The sequence below is a fragment of the Streptacidiphilus jeojiense genome (genome assembly GCF_000719095.1).
Lineage (GTDB): Bacteria > Actinomycetota > Actinomycetes > Streptomycetales > Streptomycetaceae > Streptacidiphilus > Streptacidiphilus jeojiensis.
The window spans coordinates 68,447-84,668 of sequence record NZ_JOEH01000018.1 but is presented as its reverse complement, the minus strand read 5'-3'; the positions used below and the strand labels follow the sequence as shown (position 1 = coordinate 84,668).

The 16,222-nt window shown below is 71.2% G+C and carries 18 protein-coding genes; 10 read left to right on the top strand and 8 right to left on the bottom strand.

The window, feature by feature from the left end; genetic code table 11:
* Positions 1-21 precede the first annotated feature (21 nt).
* Both IF29_RS0123800 and IF29_RS0123795 read left to right on the top strand, forming a co-directional pair.
* On the top strand, positions 22-1,464 hold the full coding sequence (locus IF29_RS0123800) for an aromatic ring-hydroxylating oxygenase subunit alpha (protein WP_232242412.1): 1,443 nt from the start codon (positions 22-24) through the stop codon (positions 1,462-1,464).
* A gap of 259 nt (positions 1,465-1,723) precedes the next feature.
* A complete protein-coding gene (locus IF29_RS0123795) occupies positions 1,724-2,554 on the top strand; it encodes an IclR family transcriptional regulator (protein ID WP_084714848.1) in 831 nt (276 codons plus the stop codon).
* 34 nt (positions 2,555-2,588) lie between these two features.
* Here IF29_RS0123795 and IF29_RS0123790 read toward each other — a convergent pair whose 3' ends face one another.
* Positions 2,589-3,047 carry a cupin domain-containing protein gene (locus IF29_RS0123790; RefSeq protein ID WP_030258488.1) on the bottom strand — a complete coding sequence of 153 codons (459 nt, stop codon included), beginning with the start codon at positions 3,045-3,047 and terminating at the stop codon, positions 2,589-2,591.
* Between the two features lie 125 nt (positions 3,048-3,172).
* Here IF29_RS0123790 and IF29_RS0123785 point away from each other — a divergent pair, with 125 nt between their 5' ends.
* The 3 genes from IF29_RS0123785 to IF29_RS0123775 are packed head-to-tail and all read left to right on the top strand — an operon-like array spanning position 3,173 to position 6,031.
* On the top strand, positions 3,173-3,652 hold the full coding sequence (locus tag IF29_RS0123785; protein ID WP_232242411.1) for a cupin domain-containing protein: 480 nt from the start codon (positions 3,173-3,175) through the stop codon (positions 3,650-3,652).
* On the top strand, positions 3,649-4,521 hold the full coding sequence (locus tag IF29_RS0123780; RefSeq protein WP_030258484.1) for an alpha/beta fold hydrolase: 873 nt from the start codon (positions 3,649-3,651) through the stop codon (positions 4,519-4,521). The genes IF29_RS0123785 and IF29_RS0123780 overlap by 4 nt, the downstream gene beginning before the upstream one ends.
* 28 nt (positions 4,522-4,549) lie before the next feature.
* Entirely contained in the window at positions 4,550-6,031 is a 1,482-nt protein-coding gene (locus tag IF29_RS0123775) for a FadR/GntR family transcriptional regulator (protein ID WP_157623903.1), read from the top strand.
* Here the strand turns inward: IF29_RS0123775 and IF29_RS0123770 are convergent.
* Complete coding sequence (locus IF29_RS0123770; RefSeq protein ID WP_030258481.1) at positions 5,995-7,566, bottom strand: FAD-dependent oxidoreductase; 1,572 nt, start codon at positions 7,564-7,566, stop codon at positions 5,995-5,997. The genes IF29_RS0123775 and IF29_RS0123770 overlap by 37 nt on opposite strands.
* A 32-nt stretch (positions 7,567-7,598) precedes the next feature.
* Entirely contained in the window at positions 7,599-8,177 is a 579-nt protein-coding gene (locus IF29_RS0123765) for a VOC family protein (RefSeq protein WP_232242410.1), read from the bottom strand.
* A gap of 130 nt (positions 8,178-8,307) precedes the next feature.
* Here IF29_RS0123765 and IF29_RS0123760 point away from each other — a divergent pair, with 130 nt between their 5' ends.
* Genes IF29_RS0123760 through IF29_RS0123745 form a run of 4 tightly spaced genes read left to right on the top strand, consistent with a single transcriptional unit; the run spans position 8,308 to position 11,242 of the window.
* Positions 8,308-8,742, top strand: a complete 435-nt coding sequence (locus IF29_RS0123760) for a hypothetical protein (RefSeq protein ID WP_157623902.1) — start codon at positions 8,308-8,310, stop codon at positions 8,740-8,742.
* Between the two features lie 29 nt (positions 8,743-8,771).
* Positions 8,772-9,632 (top strand): mycofactocin-coupled SDR family oxidoreductase, encoded by an 861-nt coding sequence (locus tag IF29_RS0123755; protein ID WP_030258472.1) that lies wholly within the window; start codon positions 8,772-8,774, stop codon positions 9,630-9,632.
* A gap of 17 nt (positions 9,633-9,649) precedes the next feature.
* Positions 9,650-10,429: an SDR family NAD(P)-dependent oxidoreductase gene (locus tag IF29_RS0123750; RefSeq protein ID WP_030258469.1), complete on the top strand. Its 780-nt coding sequence runs from the start codon at positions 9,650-9,652 to the stop codon at positions 10,427-10,429.
* Positions 10,430-10,477: 48 nt separating this feature from the next.
* Positions 10,478-11,242: an enoyl-CoA hydratase-related protein gene (locus tag IF29_RS0123745; RefSeq protein ID WP_030258466.1), complete on the top strand. Its 765-nt coding sequence runs from the start codon at positions 10,478-10,480 to the stop codon at positions 11,240-11,242.
* A gap of 27 nt (positions 11,243-11,269) precedes the next feature.
* On the opposite strand, the gene IF29_RS0123740 is transcribed toward IF29_RS0123745, so the two are convergent.
* The 5 genes from IF29_RS0123740 to IF29_RS0123720 are packed head-to-tail and all read right to left on the bottom strand — an operon-like array spanning position 11,270 to position 15,384.
* The gene (locus tag IF29_RS0123740; RefSeq protein WP_198037542.1) at positions 11,270-12,319 is read right to left on the bottom strand and encodes a zinc-dependent alcohol dehydrogenase; all 1,050 of its coding nucleotides are present in this window, start codon (positions 12,317-12,319) and stop codon (positions 11,270-11,272) included.
* Between the two features lie 45 nt (positions 12,320-12,364).
* Positions 12,365-12,577: a hypothetical protein gene (locus tag IF29_RS0123735; RefSeq protein WP_030258462.1), complete on the bottom strand. Its 213-nt coding sequence runs from the start codon at positions 12,575-12,577 to the stop codon at positions 12,365-12,367.
* A gap of 2 nt (positions 12,578-12,579) precedes the next feature.
* Positions 12,580-13,029: a Zn-ribbon domain-containing OB-fold protein gene (locus IF29_RS0123730; protein WP_030258460.1), complete on the bottom strand. Its 450-nt coding sequence runs from the start codon at positions 13,027-13,029 to the stop codon at positions 12,580-12,582.
* Positions 13,026-14,252, bottom strand: a complete 1,227-nt coding sequence (locus IF29_RS0123725; protein ID WP_198037541.1) for a thiolase C-terminal domain-containing protein — start codon at positions 14,250-14,252, stop codon at positions 13,026-13,028. Before IF29_RS0123725 ends, IF29_RS0123730 begins: the two co-directional genes overlap by 4 nt.
* 4 nt (positions 14,253-14,256) lie before the next feature.
* Positions 14,257-15,384, bottom strand: a complete 1,128-nt coding sequence (locus tag IF29_RS0123720; RefSeq protein ID WP_030258456.1) for an amidohydrolase family protein — start codon at positions 15,382-15,384, stop codon at positions 14,257-14,259.
* A gap of 119 nt (positions 15,385-15,503) precedes the next feature.
* Here IF29_RS0123720 and IF29_RS0123715 point away from each other — a divergent pair, with 119 nt between their 5' ends.
* Entirely contained in the window at positions 15,504-16,214 is a 711-nt protein-coding gene (locus tag IF29_RS0123715; protein ID WP_051725834.1) for a TetR/AcrR family transcriptional regulator, read from the top strand.
* Positions 16,215-16,222: the final 8 nt, after the last annotated feature.

Genomic DNA, 16,222 nt, shown 5'->3' with positions numbered 1-16,222 from the left:
CTTGGTGGAGGAGAGGTTCCGGTGTCCGTTTCGATTGAGTCCCAGCCCCGGCTGACCGGGCAGACCCCGTGGTTCGAGGGTGACGTCCCCGCCGAGGCGGTGCCGGAGAAGTACCGGCTGGACCGCGCGTACGTGCCCAAGGGGCGCTATCTCGACCCCGAGTTCCTCAAGCTCGAACTCGAGAAGGTGTTCACCCGGACCTGGCTGGTGGCCTGCCGGGAGGAGGAGCTGCCCGGGGTCGGCAACTACGTCGAGTACGAGATCGGCTCGCACTCGGTCATCGTGGTGCGCGAGTCCAGGACCGCGGTCAGCGCGTACTACAACGCCTGCCGGCACCGCGGGACCCGGCTGGCCAAGGGGCGCGGCAGGGTCGGTTCGCTGATCTGCCCGTTCCACGGCTGGCGCTGGAACCTCGACGGCTCGATCCGGCTGGTGCTGGACCGCGAGGAGTTCGTGCCGCGCACCGACGAGGACCTGGGCCTGGTCCGGGTGCGCGCGGAGACCTGGGGCGGGTTCGTGTTTATCACCATGGACCCGAACGCCATGCCGCTGCTGGAGTACCTGGACCCGATCCCCAGGATCTTCGAGCCGTTCCAGTACCAGAACATGCGCATCCGCTGGCAGAAGGGCGTGATCCTGCCCTGCAACTGGAAGACCGCGCTGGACGGGTTCCTGGAGGCCTACCACGTGGCCGGGACCCATCCGCAGCTGTTCCGGTTCGACAAGTCCAACACCAACATCGCCTCGCTGGCCGAGCTGGAGAACCGGGTCTGGTCGCCGACCACCACGTACGAGCGGCACGCGCACTACTCCAGCATCGGGCAGAAGAAGAACACCAGCGCCGACGCGGGCAAGGACCCGACCGCCCGCGGCACCAACGACGTGGTCGACCCGCGGCTGAGCGTCGCGCTGAGCGTCCAGTACATCGCCGACGACATGCGCGGGCTGGAGAACGACCGCAGCTGGCGCGCCGCCCAGGCGCTGAAGACCGCCGAGGTGCCCGAGGGCATGAACGCGGGCGAGTACATGCTGCAGCTCTACCGGGAGCTGTCGGTCGCCGAGGGCTACGACTGGCCGGAGATCCCGGCGGAGAAGTGGGCCGACGCCGGCACCGCGTGGAACGTCTTCCCGAACACCATCCTGCTGCCCAACCAGGGCTCCTCGTTCATGTACCGGGCCCGGCCCAACGGCGACGACCCGGACAGCTGCGTGTTCGAGATCTTCAGCCTGGACCAGGTCCCGGTCGCGGACTACGGCAGGAAGCGGGACCACCAGCCGGAGTTCTTCGAGGACTTCCGCGACGCGGACCTCGGCGAGGTCTTCACCCAGGACCTGATGAACGCCAAGGAGGTCACCGTCGGCATGCACTCCCCGAGCTTCGACGGCCACCGGCTGAGCGAGGACCAGGAGATGACCATCTACAACCACCACCGGGTGGCCGACCGCTACCTCTGGAGCGAGTGAACCGGACCCCTGACAGGACCCCGGCGGCAGCGCTCCAGCCTTGGAGCGCCGCCGCCGGGGTCCTGTGCGTCTGCTGGGCCTGCAAGGTTCTTGACAGCCCATCCGGCGGGGATGATCCTACTAACAGGATACTCATTTAGCTCATTGACCCGCGCGGACCGGCCCAGGGACAGGGCGGAATCGGTCGGCGGCGGGAGGCGCCGCAGCCGGACTCACTCCTGCGGTCTGAGGGCAAAGGTGCCCTGAATAGGAGGAAGCCATGTCTTTGAGCATGTCGACGAGAACACTCACCCAGCCGGCGGACACCCGGCACGAGGACGACGAGGACGGCGGCCTGCACGGCTCGGACCGCACCGTGCTGGGGCGGATCGCGGTCATCATGGCGGCCTTCAGCGACGGCCGGCAGGTGCTCAGCCTCGGTGACCTGCGCGAGCGGACCCGGCTGCCGAAGTCGACCCTGCACCGGCTGGCCGACCAGCTGTGCGGGGTCGGCTGGATCGAACGCGACCCCGGCGGCTACCGGGTGGGCCTGCGGATGTTCGAACTGGGCAGCCTGGCGGTGGCCGGGACCAGGCTGCAGGAGGCCGCGCTGCCGCACCTGCAGGCGCTGGCGGCGCGGACCGGGATGGCCGCCCAGCTCGGCGTCCTGGACCAGGCCGAGGTGGTCTACCTGGAACGCGTCACCTCGGGCCCGCTGCGGCTGCCGACCCGCCGCGGCGGCCGCAAGCCGGCCCACTGCACCGCCCTGGGCAAGGCCCTGGCCGCCTTCGACGACGAGTCCGTGCAGGACGTGGTCAGCGCGCGGATGCCCAGGAGGACGGCGAACACCATCACCGAACCGCTCGCGCTGCACGCGGAGCTGATGCGGGTGCGCGAGGCCGGCGTGGCCTTCGACCGCGGTGAGGTGTACGAGGGGCTGGCCTGCGTCGCCGCGCCGATCCGCGGTGGGGACCGGGTGATCGCGGCGGTGTCGGTGACCGGGCCGGTGGGCAGGATGCGGTGGGCCGCGCTGGCCGAGGCGGTGTCCGGCACCGCCGAGGCGATCCGCAATGCGAACCTGAGCGCCGGAGGGGTCGCTGCCCGGCAGTGACCCCTCCGTGGCTCCGAGCGGGACCGGCGCCGGGTCAGCGCCGGACCCAGCCCTCGTCGTGCCAGTAGGTCAGCAGTTCGGCCATCGGCTCGGGCCAGGTCTCGGTGTAGGAGACCCCTTCGGGACCCGCCGTCATCAGGTAGGGGGTGCCCGCCCGGCTGATCCAGAACTCGCCGGGACCGACGGTGCGGCTGCCCTCCTCCCCGTCCCTGCCCCAGGTGACGTGGAACTGGCCGGCGAAGACGATGATCATCTCGTCGAGGTTGTGGTGGTGCCGGGGCACCGCGAAATCGGGGGAGCAGCGCAGGCCGTTGATGTTGAACTCCCGGTCCACTCGCGTGGAGACCCACATGTTGCCGCCGAAGGTCTTCTCGAAGTTCACCGGGGCATCGGCCAGTTGGCCGCCCTCGGCCCACAGGTAGCTGGGCAGGACATCGAGGGGCATGTCCATCCAGCCCTCGTCGTTCACCAGACTGAAGTTCTCGATTGGCATGCGGCGAGTGTGTCGAACCGGGCGGCGGGCGGCATTCCCCGGTCCCGATGGGCGGAACGCCGGCGCATCCCGTCAGGTGGAACCGCTCGGTGACACCGTGTCCGGGCCGCTCCTACGGTTGCCGGGTGACTATCACTTTCGGCAATCTCCTAGAGGATTCGGACTGGGTTCCGATGTCCCTCGACCAGCAGAGCCACCCGAACTACTTCTGGAACGACGGTGGTTCGCTGGCCGATGCCCCGGTGGACTTCGCGGCGACCTTCGACGGTGCGATGTGGGTGACCACGAAGCCGATCGACGTCCCGCGCTTCAACCGCAATCCGCTGCGCGTGCGAGCGGACTTCACCGTGCCGCGCCATCACCACGACCTCGACGAGATGCTGTTCGTGCTCGCCGGCGAGTACCGCATCGAGCACCAGGAGGGTGGAGCGAAGCAGGTCGTCCGGGTCGGGCCGGGCGAGGTGTTCCTCAGCCGGGCCGGCACCCCGTACACCATGACGGCCGGGTCCGAGGGCGTCACCTACATCGAGACCTGGCCCAGGCCGGTGGCCGAGCTGAAGACCTACTGGCACGACTTCGGCTGGGTGCGGGGAGGCCGGGGATGAGCGAACTGACGCACGACGCCACCAGCAGGACGGTCGACACGCCCCGGGGCCCCCTGCACTACCACGAGGCCGGCGACGGCCCCCCGCTGCTGCTGCTCCACGGCTCCGGCCCGGGGGTGAGCGGCTGGGCCAACTTCGGCGCCAACCTGCCGGTCTTCGCCGCCCACTTCCGGACGCTGGTGCTGGACTTCCCTGGGTTCGGCAAGAGCTACCCGAGCGAGGGCAACCCGATGTTCGCGGCGCTGCCCGCCGCGCTCGACTTCCTTGACGCACTCTCCCTCGACGCCGTTCCGGTGGTGGGCAACTCCATGGGCGGCAACGTCGCCGCACGGCTGGCCGCCGGCCATCCGGACCGGGTGAGCCGGCTGGTCACCATCGGCGGCGTGGGGCTGCCGCTGTTCAGCGCGGCCCCTCCGGAGGGCATCAAACTCCTGGTCCAGTTCGTCCAGGAGCCCACCCGCGAGCGGTTGCAGGCCTGGATGGAGTCCATGGTCTACGACACCGCCATCCTGACCGACGAGTTCGTCGAGATGCGCTGGAAGGCGGCGTCGGCCCCGGACGCGCTCGCCGACCTCGGCAGACTGTTCAACGCCGGGTCGCTGGCCGCCATGCGCGACGTCCGCACCGGCGCCGCCGACCAGGCCCGGATGCTCACCTCGATCCAGGCGCCGACGCTGCTCACCATCGGACGCGACGACCGGGTCACGCCGCTGGACAACGCACTGCTGCCGATGCGGCTGATCCCCAGGTGCGAGCTGCACGTCTTCCACGACTGCGGGCACTGGGCGATGATGGAGCGCAAGAACGAGTTTGAAGACGTGGTGCTGTCGTACCTGCTGCGCGACCGGAAGGCGTCGGGCGGCCGGTGAACCGGGGGAGACCGAGATCTGCGCTGCTGTGACCGCCACCGTTGCCGACGCCGGGACTCCTCGCAGCGCGCCGTCGTCCGACAGACGCGCGGTCCAGGTGGCGCGACGGATCGAGGACGAGATCCTCGCCCGCGGCTGGCCCGTGGGCGAGGTGCTCGGATCCGAGGCCGAGCTGCGCGAGCGGTTCGGGGTCAGCCGGTCGGTGCTGCGCGAGGCGGTGCGGCTGCTGGAGCACCACCAGGTGGCCCGGATGCGCCGGGGGCCCAACGGCGGACTGTTCGTGGCCGCGCCCGACATCGGACCGGTGACCCGCGCGCTGGTGGTCTACCTCGAGTTCGTCGGCACCAGCGTCGACGACCTGATGCGGGCCAGGCTGCTGCTGGAACCGCTCAGCGTGCGGCTGGCGGCCGCGGCCGTCACCGAGGAGCTCCGAGGCCGGCTGCGGGAGGTCCTGGCGATCGAACGCGAGCGCTGGGACGAGTGGGACCTGCGCACCGACGACGACCTGCACGTGATCCTCAGCCGCTCCTCGGGGAACGCGGCGCTGCGCCTGCTGATCGAGGTCCTGGTGCGGCTGACCGCGCGCTACGCACGGGCCTCGCAGAGCATCCCGGGGGAGGACCCGGACGCGGAGAAGGCCGGGGCGCACCAGCGCAACATCCGTATCGTCGAGGCCGTCAGCGCGGGCGACGCCAAGGCTGCCGACGCCGTGATGGCCGAGCAGCTGGAGTGGTCGACGCAGTGGATGAAGGACCATCAGGCGCGCCGCCCCGCCGGGCAGCTGCTGCTCGGCCCGGCGGAGGCCCGGCGGAGCGGCGGCCGCAAACTGGCCGAGCTGGTCGCCGACCGGATCCACGACGACATCGCCGCCGACGGCTGGCGCGTCGGCAGCGTCTTCGGCTCCGAGGCCGACCTGCTGGGCTGCTACGGGGTGTCGCGGTCGGTGCTGCGCGAGGCGGTGCGGCTGCTGGAGCACCACAGTGTGGCGCGGATGCGCCGCGGGGCCGGTGGCGGGCTGGTGGTGCAGGCTCCGGATCCCACGGCGAGCATCCACACCACCGCCCTGTACCTCGACCGCGAGGGGATCGGCCCGGCCGACCTGCGCGAGGTGCGCGAGGCGATCGAGCTGGCCTGTGTGCAGGCCCTCGCGGGCGGGCCCGTCCCGCCCGGGACCGCCGACCGGCTGCGCGCGGCCGTCGGACACGGCGACGCCTTCCACCGGGAGCTGGCCTCGGCGGCCGGGAATCCGGTGCTGGCGGTGTTCCTGCGCATCGTCACCGAGCTGTGGACCCGTCAGGGGGCCGGCGACCCGCCGTCCGCCTGTCTGGGTGACGAGGAGGACCGGCAGGCCCACGGCAGCATCCTGGAGGCGGTCGGCGCCGGGGACTGCGGACTCGCCCAGCAGCTGATGCGGCGTCATCTGCAGGTGCTGGCCGATGAGGCCGGCCGGGCTCCCGCCCGGCCGGCCGTCGATCAGCCCTGCTCCGCCAGGTCGAGCGCGGCGATGTAGGAGAAGGCCATCGAGGAGCCCACCGGCACGCCGGCGCCGGCGTAGATCCGGCCCGACATCGGGGCCATGGTGTTGCCCGAGGCGTACAGCCCGGTGATCGTCGAGCCGTCGGTCCGCAGCACCCGGGCGTGCTCGTCGGTGCGCAGGCCGCCCTTGGTCCCGAGGTCGGAGAGGACGATGGTGGCCGCGTAGAACGGCCCCTTGTCGATCACGCCCAGGACCGGGTTGGGGCCGTCGGTGTGGGCTCCGGCCAGGTGGGTGACCATCAGGTCCCAGGGGGCCTCGCCGCGGCCGAACTGCTCGTCCTTGCCCGCCCGCGCGTAGCCGTTGAACTGGTCGACGCTCTTGATCAGGGCCGCGGCGGGCACCCCGATCAGCTCGGCGAGCTCCTCCAGGGTGTCCGCCCGCTTGAGGACCCCGGCCTCGACGAACTTCTCCACGTCGAACCAGCCCGGCACCTCCGGTGCCACCGGCAGCGTGGCGAAGGCCCGCTCGTTGTCGAGCTGGCGCTGGTCGAACACCCAGTGCGTGGAGAGCTGGCCCAGGCGCAGCATCTCGTGGCCGGCCCGGTCGTAGGGCAGGCGCTCGTTCATGAAGCGCTCGCCCTCGCCGTTGACCCAGATGCCGCTCCACACCGAGGTGTAGAACACCGGCCGGGTGTCCGGCACCACCAGCCCGGGGGCGTACCAGGCCTCCTCCAGCAGGTCGGTGGCCGCGCCGACAGCGATGCCCGCGGTGAGCGCGTCGCCGGTGTTGCCCTCGCAGCCCTGGGTCCACTCGTCGCCCACCGCCGGCTGGAAGCTGCGGCGCAGTTCGCCGTTGCGCTCGTACCCGCCGGCCGCCAGGATCACGCCGCGGCGGGCGCGGAAGGTCACCTGCTCGCCGTCCTGCAGGGCCACCACGCCGGCCACCCGTCCGTCCTCCACCAGCAGGCTCTGCAGCGCGGTGTTCACCCGCAGCGAGCCATTGCCGGTCTCCATGTAGGCCAGCAGCGCCCGGCCGATCAATGCCTGACCGCCGATCAACTGCAGGCCGGGGTGCACGCCCCAGCGCTCGGTCCACAGCGGCCGGCGCAGCAGCGGCTCCAGGCTGCCGAGCTCGGCGCGCGGGAAGTCGGGCGGGAAGACGGTGCGGCCCTGTGCCAGGCTTCCGGGGCGGCCCTCGAAGTAGTCCGGCACGCCCTTCCACTCGAACCACTGGAACAGCGGGTTCTGCTCCAGCTCGTCGATCATGCGCGGGCCCGCCTGCAGGAACGCCTCGCGCAGCGCGACCGGTGCGTCGTCGCCGATGATCGCGTCCAGGTAGGGGCGGGCGGCCTCGGGGCTGTCCTCGACGCCGGCCCGCTGCTCGGCGGCGTTGCCGGGCAGCCAGATGCCCGCGCCCGAGTAGGAGGTCGTGCCGCCGACGTACGGGGTCTTCTCGATGACCAGCGTCCGCAGCCCGTGGGAGGCCGCGGTGTAGGCGCCGATCAGTCCGCCGCCCGAGCCGACGACGATGACGTCGTACTCGTCCCCGGCCGCACCTTGCTCGCTCATGCCCGTTCCCTTCGCCATGGTGGATGAAGAAGTCACTGCTTGTCCGTGTCCGTGACCGCGTCCGTGACCGCGTTCGACACCGCTTCGAGCTGGGCGAAGCCCTCGGCGCTCTGCGGCCCGAGCTCCATCACCTCCACGAAGTGGCCCAGCTCGGCCGTCAGGTCGAGGTAACCGAAGCGGATGTCGCCGCTGACGCCGAACTGCGCCCATTCCTTGCCGGCGGCCGCGACGACCGCGGACGCCTCGTCGAAGTCGTCGATCCGGAAGCCGAGGTGGTGCAGGGTGGCCGGCCGCCCGGGTCGTACCGCGCCGCGGTAGAGGTCGACCGCGCCGCTGACCGGGCGGATGATCTCCAGATTGGTGGCGCCCGCGTTGACCAGGGCGACGTCGATGACCCACTCCTCGGCGGGAACGCCGTCGACCACCACGAAGGAGGAGCCCGGTTCGCCGCCGAGGGCCGGGGGGCGTCCGCCGCCCAGTGAGGACTTGTAGTGCTTGACGCAGTCCACGGTCCCCAACGTGGACTCGAAGTACGCCGTCGCGGCGTCGATGTCGTCCGTCACGTATCCGAGCTGCATGACGTTGCGGAAGAGGTCACTCAAAGAGCGCACCGGACCCCCTGGTCCAAGGAAGGAAGTTGTCGGCCGACTTTCCAACGGGGGAGCGGGACGGGTCCATCGAGCATCCCGGCAGGTGGAACCGGGGCGTGCCGCGCGGCCTCCGGGCCGTGAGGATGGCTGGGTGACCCCACCCCTGAACGTGCCCGCGATCGAGCGCAGCCTGATGACCATGCGCACCTCGGTCGGCCAGTTGGAGGCCATCGGCCCGGTGGACGCCGCCCGGCTGGCGGGTGATCCCGCGGTCGGGGTGGTGGTGGAACGGGTCCTGGCGCTGCTCGCGGACCTCTCCGGTGTGATCAACCGTCAGATCTCGTCGGTGCTCCTGGATGAGGCGCCGGGGCCGTCGGCGGGCTCGTTCGCCTCGGTGGCCCGGGCCGGGGTGATCGACGGACGGCTGGCGACCGCGCTCACCCCGCCGGAGGGGCCGCACCACGTGCTGGTGCAACTGCTCATGGACGCCGAACCCGCGGCGGTCGCCCCGGTCGTGGCCGCCGCGCTGTGCGGCTACCGCGACTACGCAGACCTGGTCGCCGACTGGACCATGCGTCAAAAATAGGCATATGATTTAGCTGATAAGGAGTGATCATGGGACGCTTGGACGGCAAGGTCGTCTTCATCACCGGCGCCGCCCGCGGCCAGGGCCGCGCGCACGCGGTTCGCGCCGCGGCGGAGGGCGCGGACATCATCGGCGTGGACATCTGCGCCGACATCGACTCCAACCAGTACCCGCTGGCCCGGCGCGAGGACCTGGAGGAGACGGAGCGTCAGGTCGCCAAGCAGGGCCGGCGGATGGTCGCCAGGGTCGCCGACGTGCGCGACCGGGGCGCCCTGGCCGGGGCCCTCGCCGACGGCGTGGCCGAGTTCGGCAGGCTCGACGGTGTCGTCGCCCAGGCGGCCATCTGCCCGCTGGGCACCACCGACGGCAGCGCCTTCGTCGACGCCGTGGCTGTCGACTTCTGCGGAGTCTTCAACACCATCGAGGCCGCTCTGCCGCACCTGGGCGCGGGCGCCTCCATCGTCGCCACCGGCAGCCTCGCGGCGCTGGTCCCCGGCAGCCTCGACAACGTCGCCAAGGGCTCCGGTGGGCTCGGCTACTCCTGGGCCAAGCGCGCGGTCGCCTCGCTGGTGCACGACCTCGCGGCCGCCCTCGCCTCCCGGAACATCCGCGCCAACGCGGTACACCCCACCAACGTCAACACCGACATGCTCAACAGCGACGTCATGTACCAGGTGTTCCGTCCCGACCTGGCCGAGCCCGGCCGCGCCGACGCCCTGGAGTCGTTCACCTCCCAGACGGCGATGGGGATCCCCTACGTCGAACCGGAGGACATCGCGGACGCCGTGCTGTTCCTGCTGTCCGACGAATCCCGCTACATCACTGGCCTGCAGATGAGGGTCGACGCGGGCGGCTACGTCAAGCTGCGCCCGCAGGCCCCGGCATTCTGACGGAGGAGTACACACACATGGACATCAAGGGTGCGGTAGCGCTGGTCGCCGGCGGCGGCGGTGGCTTCGGGGCCGCCTCGGCCCGCCGGCTGCACGCGGCCGGGGCCAGGGTCGTGGTCTGCGACCTGGACGAGGCCAAGGGCAAGGCGGTCGCCGAGGACCTCGGCGACGGCGCCGTGTTCGTCCGTACGGATGTCACCGACGAGGACAGCGTCCAGGCGGCGCTGGACCAGGCGGCGGAGCTGGGGCAGCTGCGCATCGTGGTCGTCGCGCACGGCGGCCGCGGCGGGTCGCGGACCCTGGACCGGGACAACCGGCCGGCTCCGCAGGAGTCGTTCACCCGGGTGGTCGAGGTCTTCCTCAACGCGACCTTCAACATCGGCCGCCTGGCCGCGGCGGCTATGGCGCGCAGCGAACCACTGGAGCACGGGGAGCGCGGCGTCATCATCAACACCGCGTCCATCGCCGCCTACGACGGAACGATCGGCCAGGCCGCCTACAGCGCGGCCAAGGGCGGCATCGTGGCGATGACCCTGCCGCTGGCCCGCGACCTCGCGCCGCTGGGCATCCGGGTGGTCACCGTCGCCCCCGGCACCTTCCTGACCCCGGCCTTCGGGGACGCCGACCCGGCACAGCTGGACGCCTACTGGGGCGCCGCGGTCCCGTTCCCCAAGCGGATGGGTCGCCCCGAGGAGTACGCCCAACTGATCCAGCAGATAGCCGAGAACGTCTACCTCAACGGCGAGACCATCCGCCTGGACGGAGCCCTGCGGTTCACCCCGAAGGGCGCCAAGTAGGCATTCGCCTCTTGCCGTCCTCACCACGTTGCCACCGGAAGAGGGACCATGTCATCCGACGCAGCCACGGTCCGCAGCGAGCGGCAGGGCCGGGTCCTGGTGATCCGTATCGACCGCGAGGCCAAGCGCAACGCGATTGACCGGGTGACCACCGCCGGCATTGATGAGGCGCTCAACCTGTTGGACGACGACGGTGAGTTGTGGGCCGGCGTGATCACCGGAACGGCGTCGGTGTTCTGCGCCGGCTCCGACCTGCGCGACGGAACGGGCGGCGGTACCGAACGGGGCGGCGAGTACGGAGTCATCAGACGACGCCGGGCCAAGCCGCTGATCGCAGCCGTCGAGGGGCCGGCCTACGGGGGCGGGTTCGAGATCGCGCTCGCCTGCGACCTGGTGGTCGCCTCGGAGACCGCGCGGTTCGCGCTCCCGGAGAGTCGCCGGGGAGTGGTCGCCTCCTCGGGCGCCCTCTTCCGCGCCATGCGCGCCCTGCCGCTCAACGTCGCCAAGGAACTGCTGATCACCGGCGCCGTCCTGGACGCCGAACGCGGCCACCAACTCGGCTTCGTCAACCGCCTGTGCGCCCCCGGCGAAGCCCTCGCGACCGCACTGGCCCTGGCCGAGGACGTCTGCCTCTCCTCACCCGTCTCGGTCGCAGCGAGCCTGGCCGCCCTCGCCACACTTCACGAGGACGAGGATGCGGCGGGCTGGGAAGCCGGCGCCCAGGCCGTCGAGCGGGTCAAGGCCGGCCAGGACATCAAGGAAGGCGTCGCCGCCTTCTTCGAGAAGCGCCGTCCCCGGTGGCAAGGCCGCTGAGCGGCTTCGCCACCGGGGACGGGCGCTTCAGTCGGCGAGCTTGAGGGAGACCCGGATCGCGTCGCGGTCCGGCTGTTCGCGGGCGAGGAGGGACAGGCCCTCGCCGACCGTGTCGAGGGTGACGACCTCGCCGAGCAGGTCGGCGGTCGGGACCTTGCCCTGCCTGATCAGCTCCACCGAGGTCTTGACGTGGTCGCCGGGGAAGCCGGCGTGCAGGTGGAGTTGGCGCATGGGGATCAGGTCGCTGATGAAGCCCTCCACCGGCTTGCGGTCCTTGAGGCCGCCGATCACCACCGTGCCGCCGCGCTGGGCCATCTGCATGCCCTGCGTCACTGTCGCGGTCGAGGCCGAGGCGGCGTCGATGACCACGCTCACGCCGTCGCCGGTGAGCTCGCGGATGCGCTCCACGGGATCGGTGGTGCTGATGTCGATGGCCTCCTCGACGCCCAGCTTGCGTGCCGCGTCCAGCCGCAGGGAGTCCGAGGCGGTGCCGGTGATGAAGATCCTCTCGGCGCCCGCGGCGCGGGCCGCGACGATCGAGGCCAGCCCCAGGTGACCCGGCCCCAGGATGGCGACCGAGTCGCCGGGCCGTACGGCTGTCGCCCACCGGACCGCGATGGCCAGTGGCTCCCAGAGCGTCAGCTCCTCGGCCGGGATGTCGTCGGGGAGCGGTTCCAGCAGCGTCTCCGGCAGCAGTTCCATGTAGTCCGCGTAGCCGCCGGACAGGCCCGACCGCTCGTCGACGCCGAAGTCGTGGCCGTAGACCCGGATGCCGCCCGGCAGCGGGACCGACTCGCGCACGGCGACGCGCCGGCCTTCCTCAACGCCCCATCGGGCGCGGGCCTCGTCGGTGAGCGCGTGGATGCGTCCGACGATCTCGTGGCCGGGGATCGAGGGATAGGCCCCGCCCCACGGGGTGTGCACGATGCCGTGCAGGTGGTCGATGTCGCTGTGGCACATGCCCACGGCCTCCACCCGCAGGACGGCACCGCCAGGAGGAGGGGAGGGCACCGGGAACTCCCGCAGCTCCCAGGTGCCGTCACCGGGCATCACTACGGCTCTACTGATCTGCGGCATGAATACGTCTCCCAGTCGTTACGGGTCGTCACGGGTCGTCAGGTGTCAGTCGGTCGGGCTGCCGGTGTGCAGCCGGGCCAGGCGCAGCCCCTCGCTCTGGCTGGGCGCCTGGATCCGCCACTCGCCGCAGGAGCACCAGCACAGGTAGTGGTCCCCGTCGGGGACGACCGCCTGTCCGTCGCACTGCCCGGCGGAGTTCGCGATGCCGGCGAGGAACTCGGACGGTGCGTCGTCGAGCACGCTCTCGTGGTCGGCCACGGTCACTCCCCTCCCAGGGGCGGGTCTGCGATGCGGAAGACCGGCAGCAGCCAGCCGTCCGAGATGGGGTGGAAGTCGACGGTCAGTTCGGTGCCGATGCGGACGTCGCCGGGGGCGGCACCGACGACGTTGGTGACCAGCCGGGCCCCCGGGGCGTCCGGCAGGTCCACGACCACCGGGACCAGCGTGATGTCCGCCAGCCCGGGGAAGCCCTGGACCACCGTGTAGGTGTACACCGTCGCCCTCCCCGACAGCTCGACCCACTCCACCGAGGCGGACTGGCAGTGCGGGCAGAAGGGTGTGGGCGGCAGCCGGAAGGCGGTGCAGTCGGCGCACCGGGGTGCGACCAGCCGGCGCTCCTTGGCGGCCCGCCAGAACGGCTCGGTGCTCGGGTCGGTGGTGATCCGCACGAGTTCGGCGGGCAGGGCTGTGGCGATCCCGGTTTCGCTCATCGGTCACGTCCCAGGATCAGGCCGCTGACCGGGAGGGCGGCCGGGCCGCCGGTCACCAGGGCCAGTTCGGCGTCGGTGACCTGGTTGATCGCCGTGCCCCGCATCTGCTCGACTCCCTCGACGATATGGGTGGCCCCGATGATGTAGGCCTCGGAGAGCTGCCCGCCGTGCGGGTTGACCGAGACGCGGCCCGGCTTGCGTTCGGGGGAGTGCCTGATGGCACCGCTGAGCACGTACGGTCCGCCCTCGCCCTTGGCGCAGAAGCCGTAGTCCTCCAGCTGCATCAGCACCATGGGGGTGAAGTGGTCGTAGATCAGCGCCACGTCGATGTCCTCCGCGGTGACCCCGGCGCGCTGGTAGAGCCGTTGGGCGATCGACTTGTGCCCGGAGGAGGCGAAGGTCCCGTCGTCGGGCATGCCGAACCAGGAGAACGCTCGGCCCCATTCGCGGGTGCCGCCGTGGGCGACCGAGACGACCGGCACCGGCTTCTGCCGCAGGTCGCGCGCCCGCTCGATCGAGGTGGTGACGACCGCGACCGCGCCCTCGCTCTCCATGCAGAAGTCGTACAGGCACAGCGGATCGGCCAGCATCCGGGCGCCGAAGTACTGATCGTGCGTCAGCGGTTCTCGGTAGCGGGCCTTGGGGCGGTTCAGGGCGTTGGCCCTGGTCGACATCGCGATCTCGGCGAAGGCGTCCCGGGTGGTGCCGTACTGGTGCATATGGCGCCGGGTCAGCAGCGACATCAGGTGTCCGGGCCCGGCGAGTCCGGACGGCTGGACGAACGACGCGAGCGGTGTGGACGCCTTGGCGGCGAACACGGTCCCCAGCCGGGTGCGCTGCTGGAGGGCCATCACGGTCACCACGATCGAGGCGTCGCCCGCGACGATCGCCGCCCGGGCCAGGCCGATGGCACCGGCCGAGCCGCCGCCGCCACCGGTCAGCGCGGCCGAGAACCTGAGCTCGCGGATCCCCAGGGTCTCCACGAACTCGCCGGCCTCCATCTGGTCGGCGTACCCGGCGCGGGCGAGGGAGTAGAAGGCCAGCCCGTCGACGTCCCTGACCGAGAGGCCGGCGTCCGCGCAGGCAGCCAGGATGGCCTCCCCGGCGAGCTGGTTGATGCTCCTGTCGGCGCTCTCGCCGCGCTTGTAGTAGGGGGTCGCACCGACGCCGACGATGGCGGTGTCGCGCAGCCCTGAGTGCTTCAGCCTGACGTTCTTTGACATCGGGTCAGACCGGCTCGCCGACGGGAACCGGCGGCACGTGCGGGAAGAGCTCCAGGAACGCCCCCTGGGTGATCCGCAGCCGGGTCTCCTCGCTGACGCCGTCGAACAGCTGCTTGAGGGTGTCCTGGGTGTGGCCGTAGGTGCCCTCCATGTGCGGGTAGTCCGACCCGAACATGACGTTGCGGTAGCCCATCGCGTCGAAGGCCGCCACGGCGCTCTCGTCGTGCTGGAAGGACGCGTAGACCTGGGTCATCAGGATGTCCTTGGGGTCCCGCTTCAGCTCCGGGCGCACCGCCATCCGGTGCTGCCGGTAGCCCTCGCGCATCCGGTCGCCCAGGAACGGGATCCAGGTGGCCCCGCCCTCGGAGATCAGCACCTTCAGGTCCGGGTGCCGGTCCAGCGCACCGGAGGCCACCAGCTTCATGGCGGCGCGCTGGCCGGAGAAGGTGGTCTCGGTGTAGTTCATCACCGCCCCGCCGGGCCCGCGGTAGGCGACGCCGACGCGCTCGGAGGTGAAGTCGACCGGGTCGGTCCCGATGTGGATGGCGAGCACCATGCTCGCCCGCTCGGCTGCGGCCCAGAACGGCTCCCATTCGTTCCGGTGCCAGTCCGGGGCGCTGGGGTGCGGCCGGGTCGGCAGGAACACCGCCTTGAAGCCCTGCTCGGCCGCCCACTCCAGTTCGGACACGGCGTCCTCGACCGTGAGCGTGGAGACCTGGGCGGTGACCACGTAGCGGTCGGACACCGATGCGACCTCCTCCAGGGCCCACTCGTTGCTGGCCCGCATGCAGGCCTTCAGCAGTTCGGGGGTGCGGAAGGTGGAGGCCCACATGCCCAGCGAGGGGAAGATCACCTCGGCCCAGACGCCCTCCTGGTCCAGATCGCCCAGCCGGAGCCCGGCGTCGCGGATGCCGGCCGCCTTGCGGCTCTCCTCCAGGAAGGTCACCGCCGCCGAGGTAGGCAGCTTGCGGCGGAAGCTCTGACCGTCCACGTGCACGGTCTCGTACTCGCCGTCAGGGTCCTTGGCGGCCTTGGGGGTCAGGGCGGCAAGCCGTCGGGGAAGTCGCGACTCCCACAGGTCCTCCGGTTCGAGGAAGTGCGAATCGCCGGAGTTCGTCCAGAGTTTGGGCATGCAGGGCCCTCCGCAGCGCGGGCGGCGCTAGGCCGCTCAGGTGTGTCGGTCGCCTCGAGCATTCCACTCAATTATTTAACTGTCTACCTTTTCTAAGAGCAGTCCCTTATCTTTTGGTCATGTCCGACCACGACCACGATCACGACCACGACCGGGACGTGCGGCGCAGGCGCCGCCACTCCGCCGGAGACGCCACCCGCGAGCTGCTCATGGTGACCGCCGAGCGCCTCTTCGCCCTGAACGGCATCGAGGCCGTCACCCTGCAGCAGATCCGGTCCGAGGCGGGGCAGTCGAACTCGTCCGTGATCGCCTACCACTTCGGTTCGCAGGCCGGCCTGGTGCGCGCCCTGATCGCGTTCCGCTACGTGCGGATCAACGCCCGGCGGGCCGAACTGCTCAGCGAGGTCCGCGCCCAGGGGGTGCCCGGCGACCCCTGGGCCGCGGTGTGGCTGATCGTGCGGCCGCTGGTCGAGAGCATCGAGGCGGGGGAGATGTTCGTTCCGTTCCTGGCCCGGGTGAGCGCCAACCCGCGGACCTTCGCGCAGTACCTTCCCGAGGGCGCCGACGACTCGTCCTTCGGCCTGCTCGGAGACCTGGTCCCCGACCTGATGGCCGCGCTGCCCGAGCGGGCCCGGCGGGGTCGCCAGGTGCAGCTGTACAACAGCGTGCTCAACCTCCTCGCCGAACTGGCACGCGGCCGGCACCACATCAGCGAGGCCCAGCTGAGCAACTACGTCGACGGCTGGGTGGGCATGCTCACGGCTCCGCTGTCGGCTGCGACAGCGGAGCTCATGGGGCAGGAGCCGGGTACCCCGGAGGGCCGCGGCTGAACTGTGCC

Excerpts from the sequence above, each read along its gene's own strand:
- IF29_RS0123795 (WP_084714848.1), top strand. The coding sequence starts at position 1,724 with ATGTCTTTGAGCATGTCGACGAGAACACTCACCCAGCCGGCGGACACC.
- IF29_RS0123790 (WP_030258488.1), bottom strand. The coding sequence starts at position 3,047 with ATGCCAATCGAGAACTTCAGTCTGGTGAACGACGAGGGCTGGATGGAC.
- IF29_RS0123780 (WP_030258484.1), top strand. The coding sequence starts at position 3,649 with ATGAGCGAACTGACGCACGACGCCACCAGCAGGACGGTCGACACGCCC.
- IF29_RS0123770 (WP_030258481.1), bottom strand. The coding sequence starts at position 7,566 with ATGAGCGAGCAAGGTGCGGCCGGGGACGAGTACGACGTCATCGTCGTC.
- IF29_RS0123755 (WP_030258472.1), top strand. The coding sequence starts at position 8,772 with ATGGGACGCTTGGACGGCAAGGTCGTCTTCATCACCGGCGCCGCCCGC.
- IF29_RS0123750 (WP_030258469.1), top strand. The coding sequence starts at position 9,650 with ATGGACATCAAGGGTGCGGTAGCGCTGGTCGCCGGCGGCGGCGGTGGC.
- IF29_RS0123745 (WP_030258466.1), top strand. The coding sequence starts at position 10,478 with ATGTCATCCGACGCAGCCACGGTCCGCAGCGAGCGGCAGGGCCGGGTC.
- IF29_RS0123740 (WP_198037542.1), bottom strand. The coding sequence starts at position 12,319 with ATGCCGCAGATCAGTAGAGCCGTAGTGATGCCCGGTGACGGCACCTGG.
- IF29_RS0123730 (WP_030258460.1), bottom strand. The coding sequence starts at position 13,029 with ATGAGCGAAACCGGGATCGCCACAGCCCTGCCCGCCGAACTCGTGCGG.
- IF29_RS0123725 (WP_198037541.1), bottom strand. The coding sequence starts at position 14,252 with ATGTCAAAGAACGTCAGGCTGAAGCACTCAGGGCTGCGCGACACCGCC.
- IF29_RS0123720 (WP_030258456.1), bottom strand. The coding sequence starts at position 15,384 with ATGCCCAAACTCTGGACGAACTCCGGCGATTCGCACTTCCTCGAACCG.
- IF29_RS0123715 (WP_051725834.1), top strand. The coding sequence starts at position 15,504 with ATGTCCGACCACGACCACGATCACGACCACGACCGGGACGTGCGGCGC.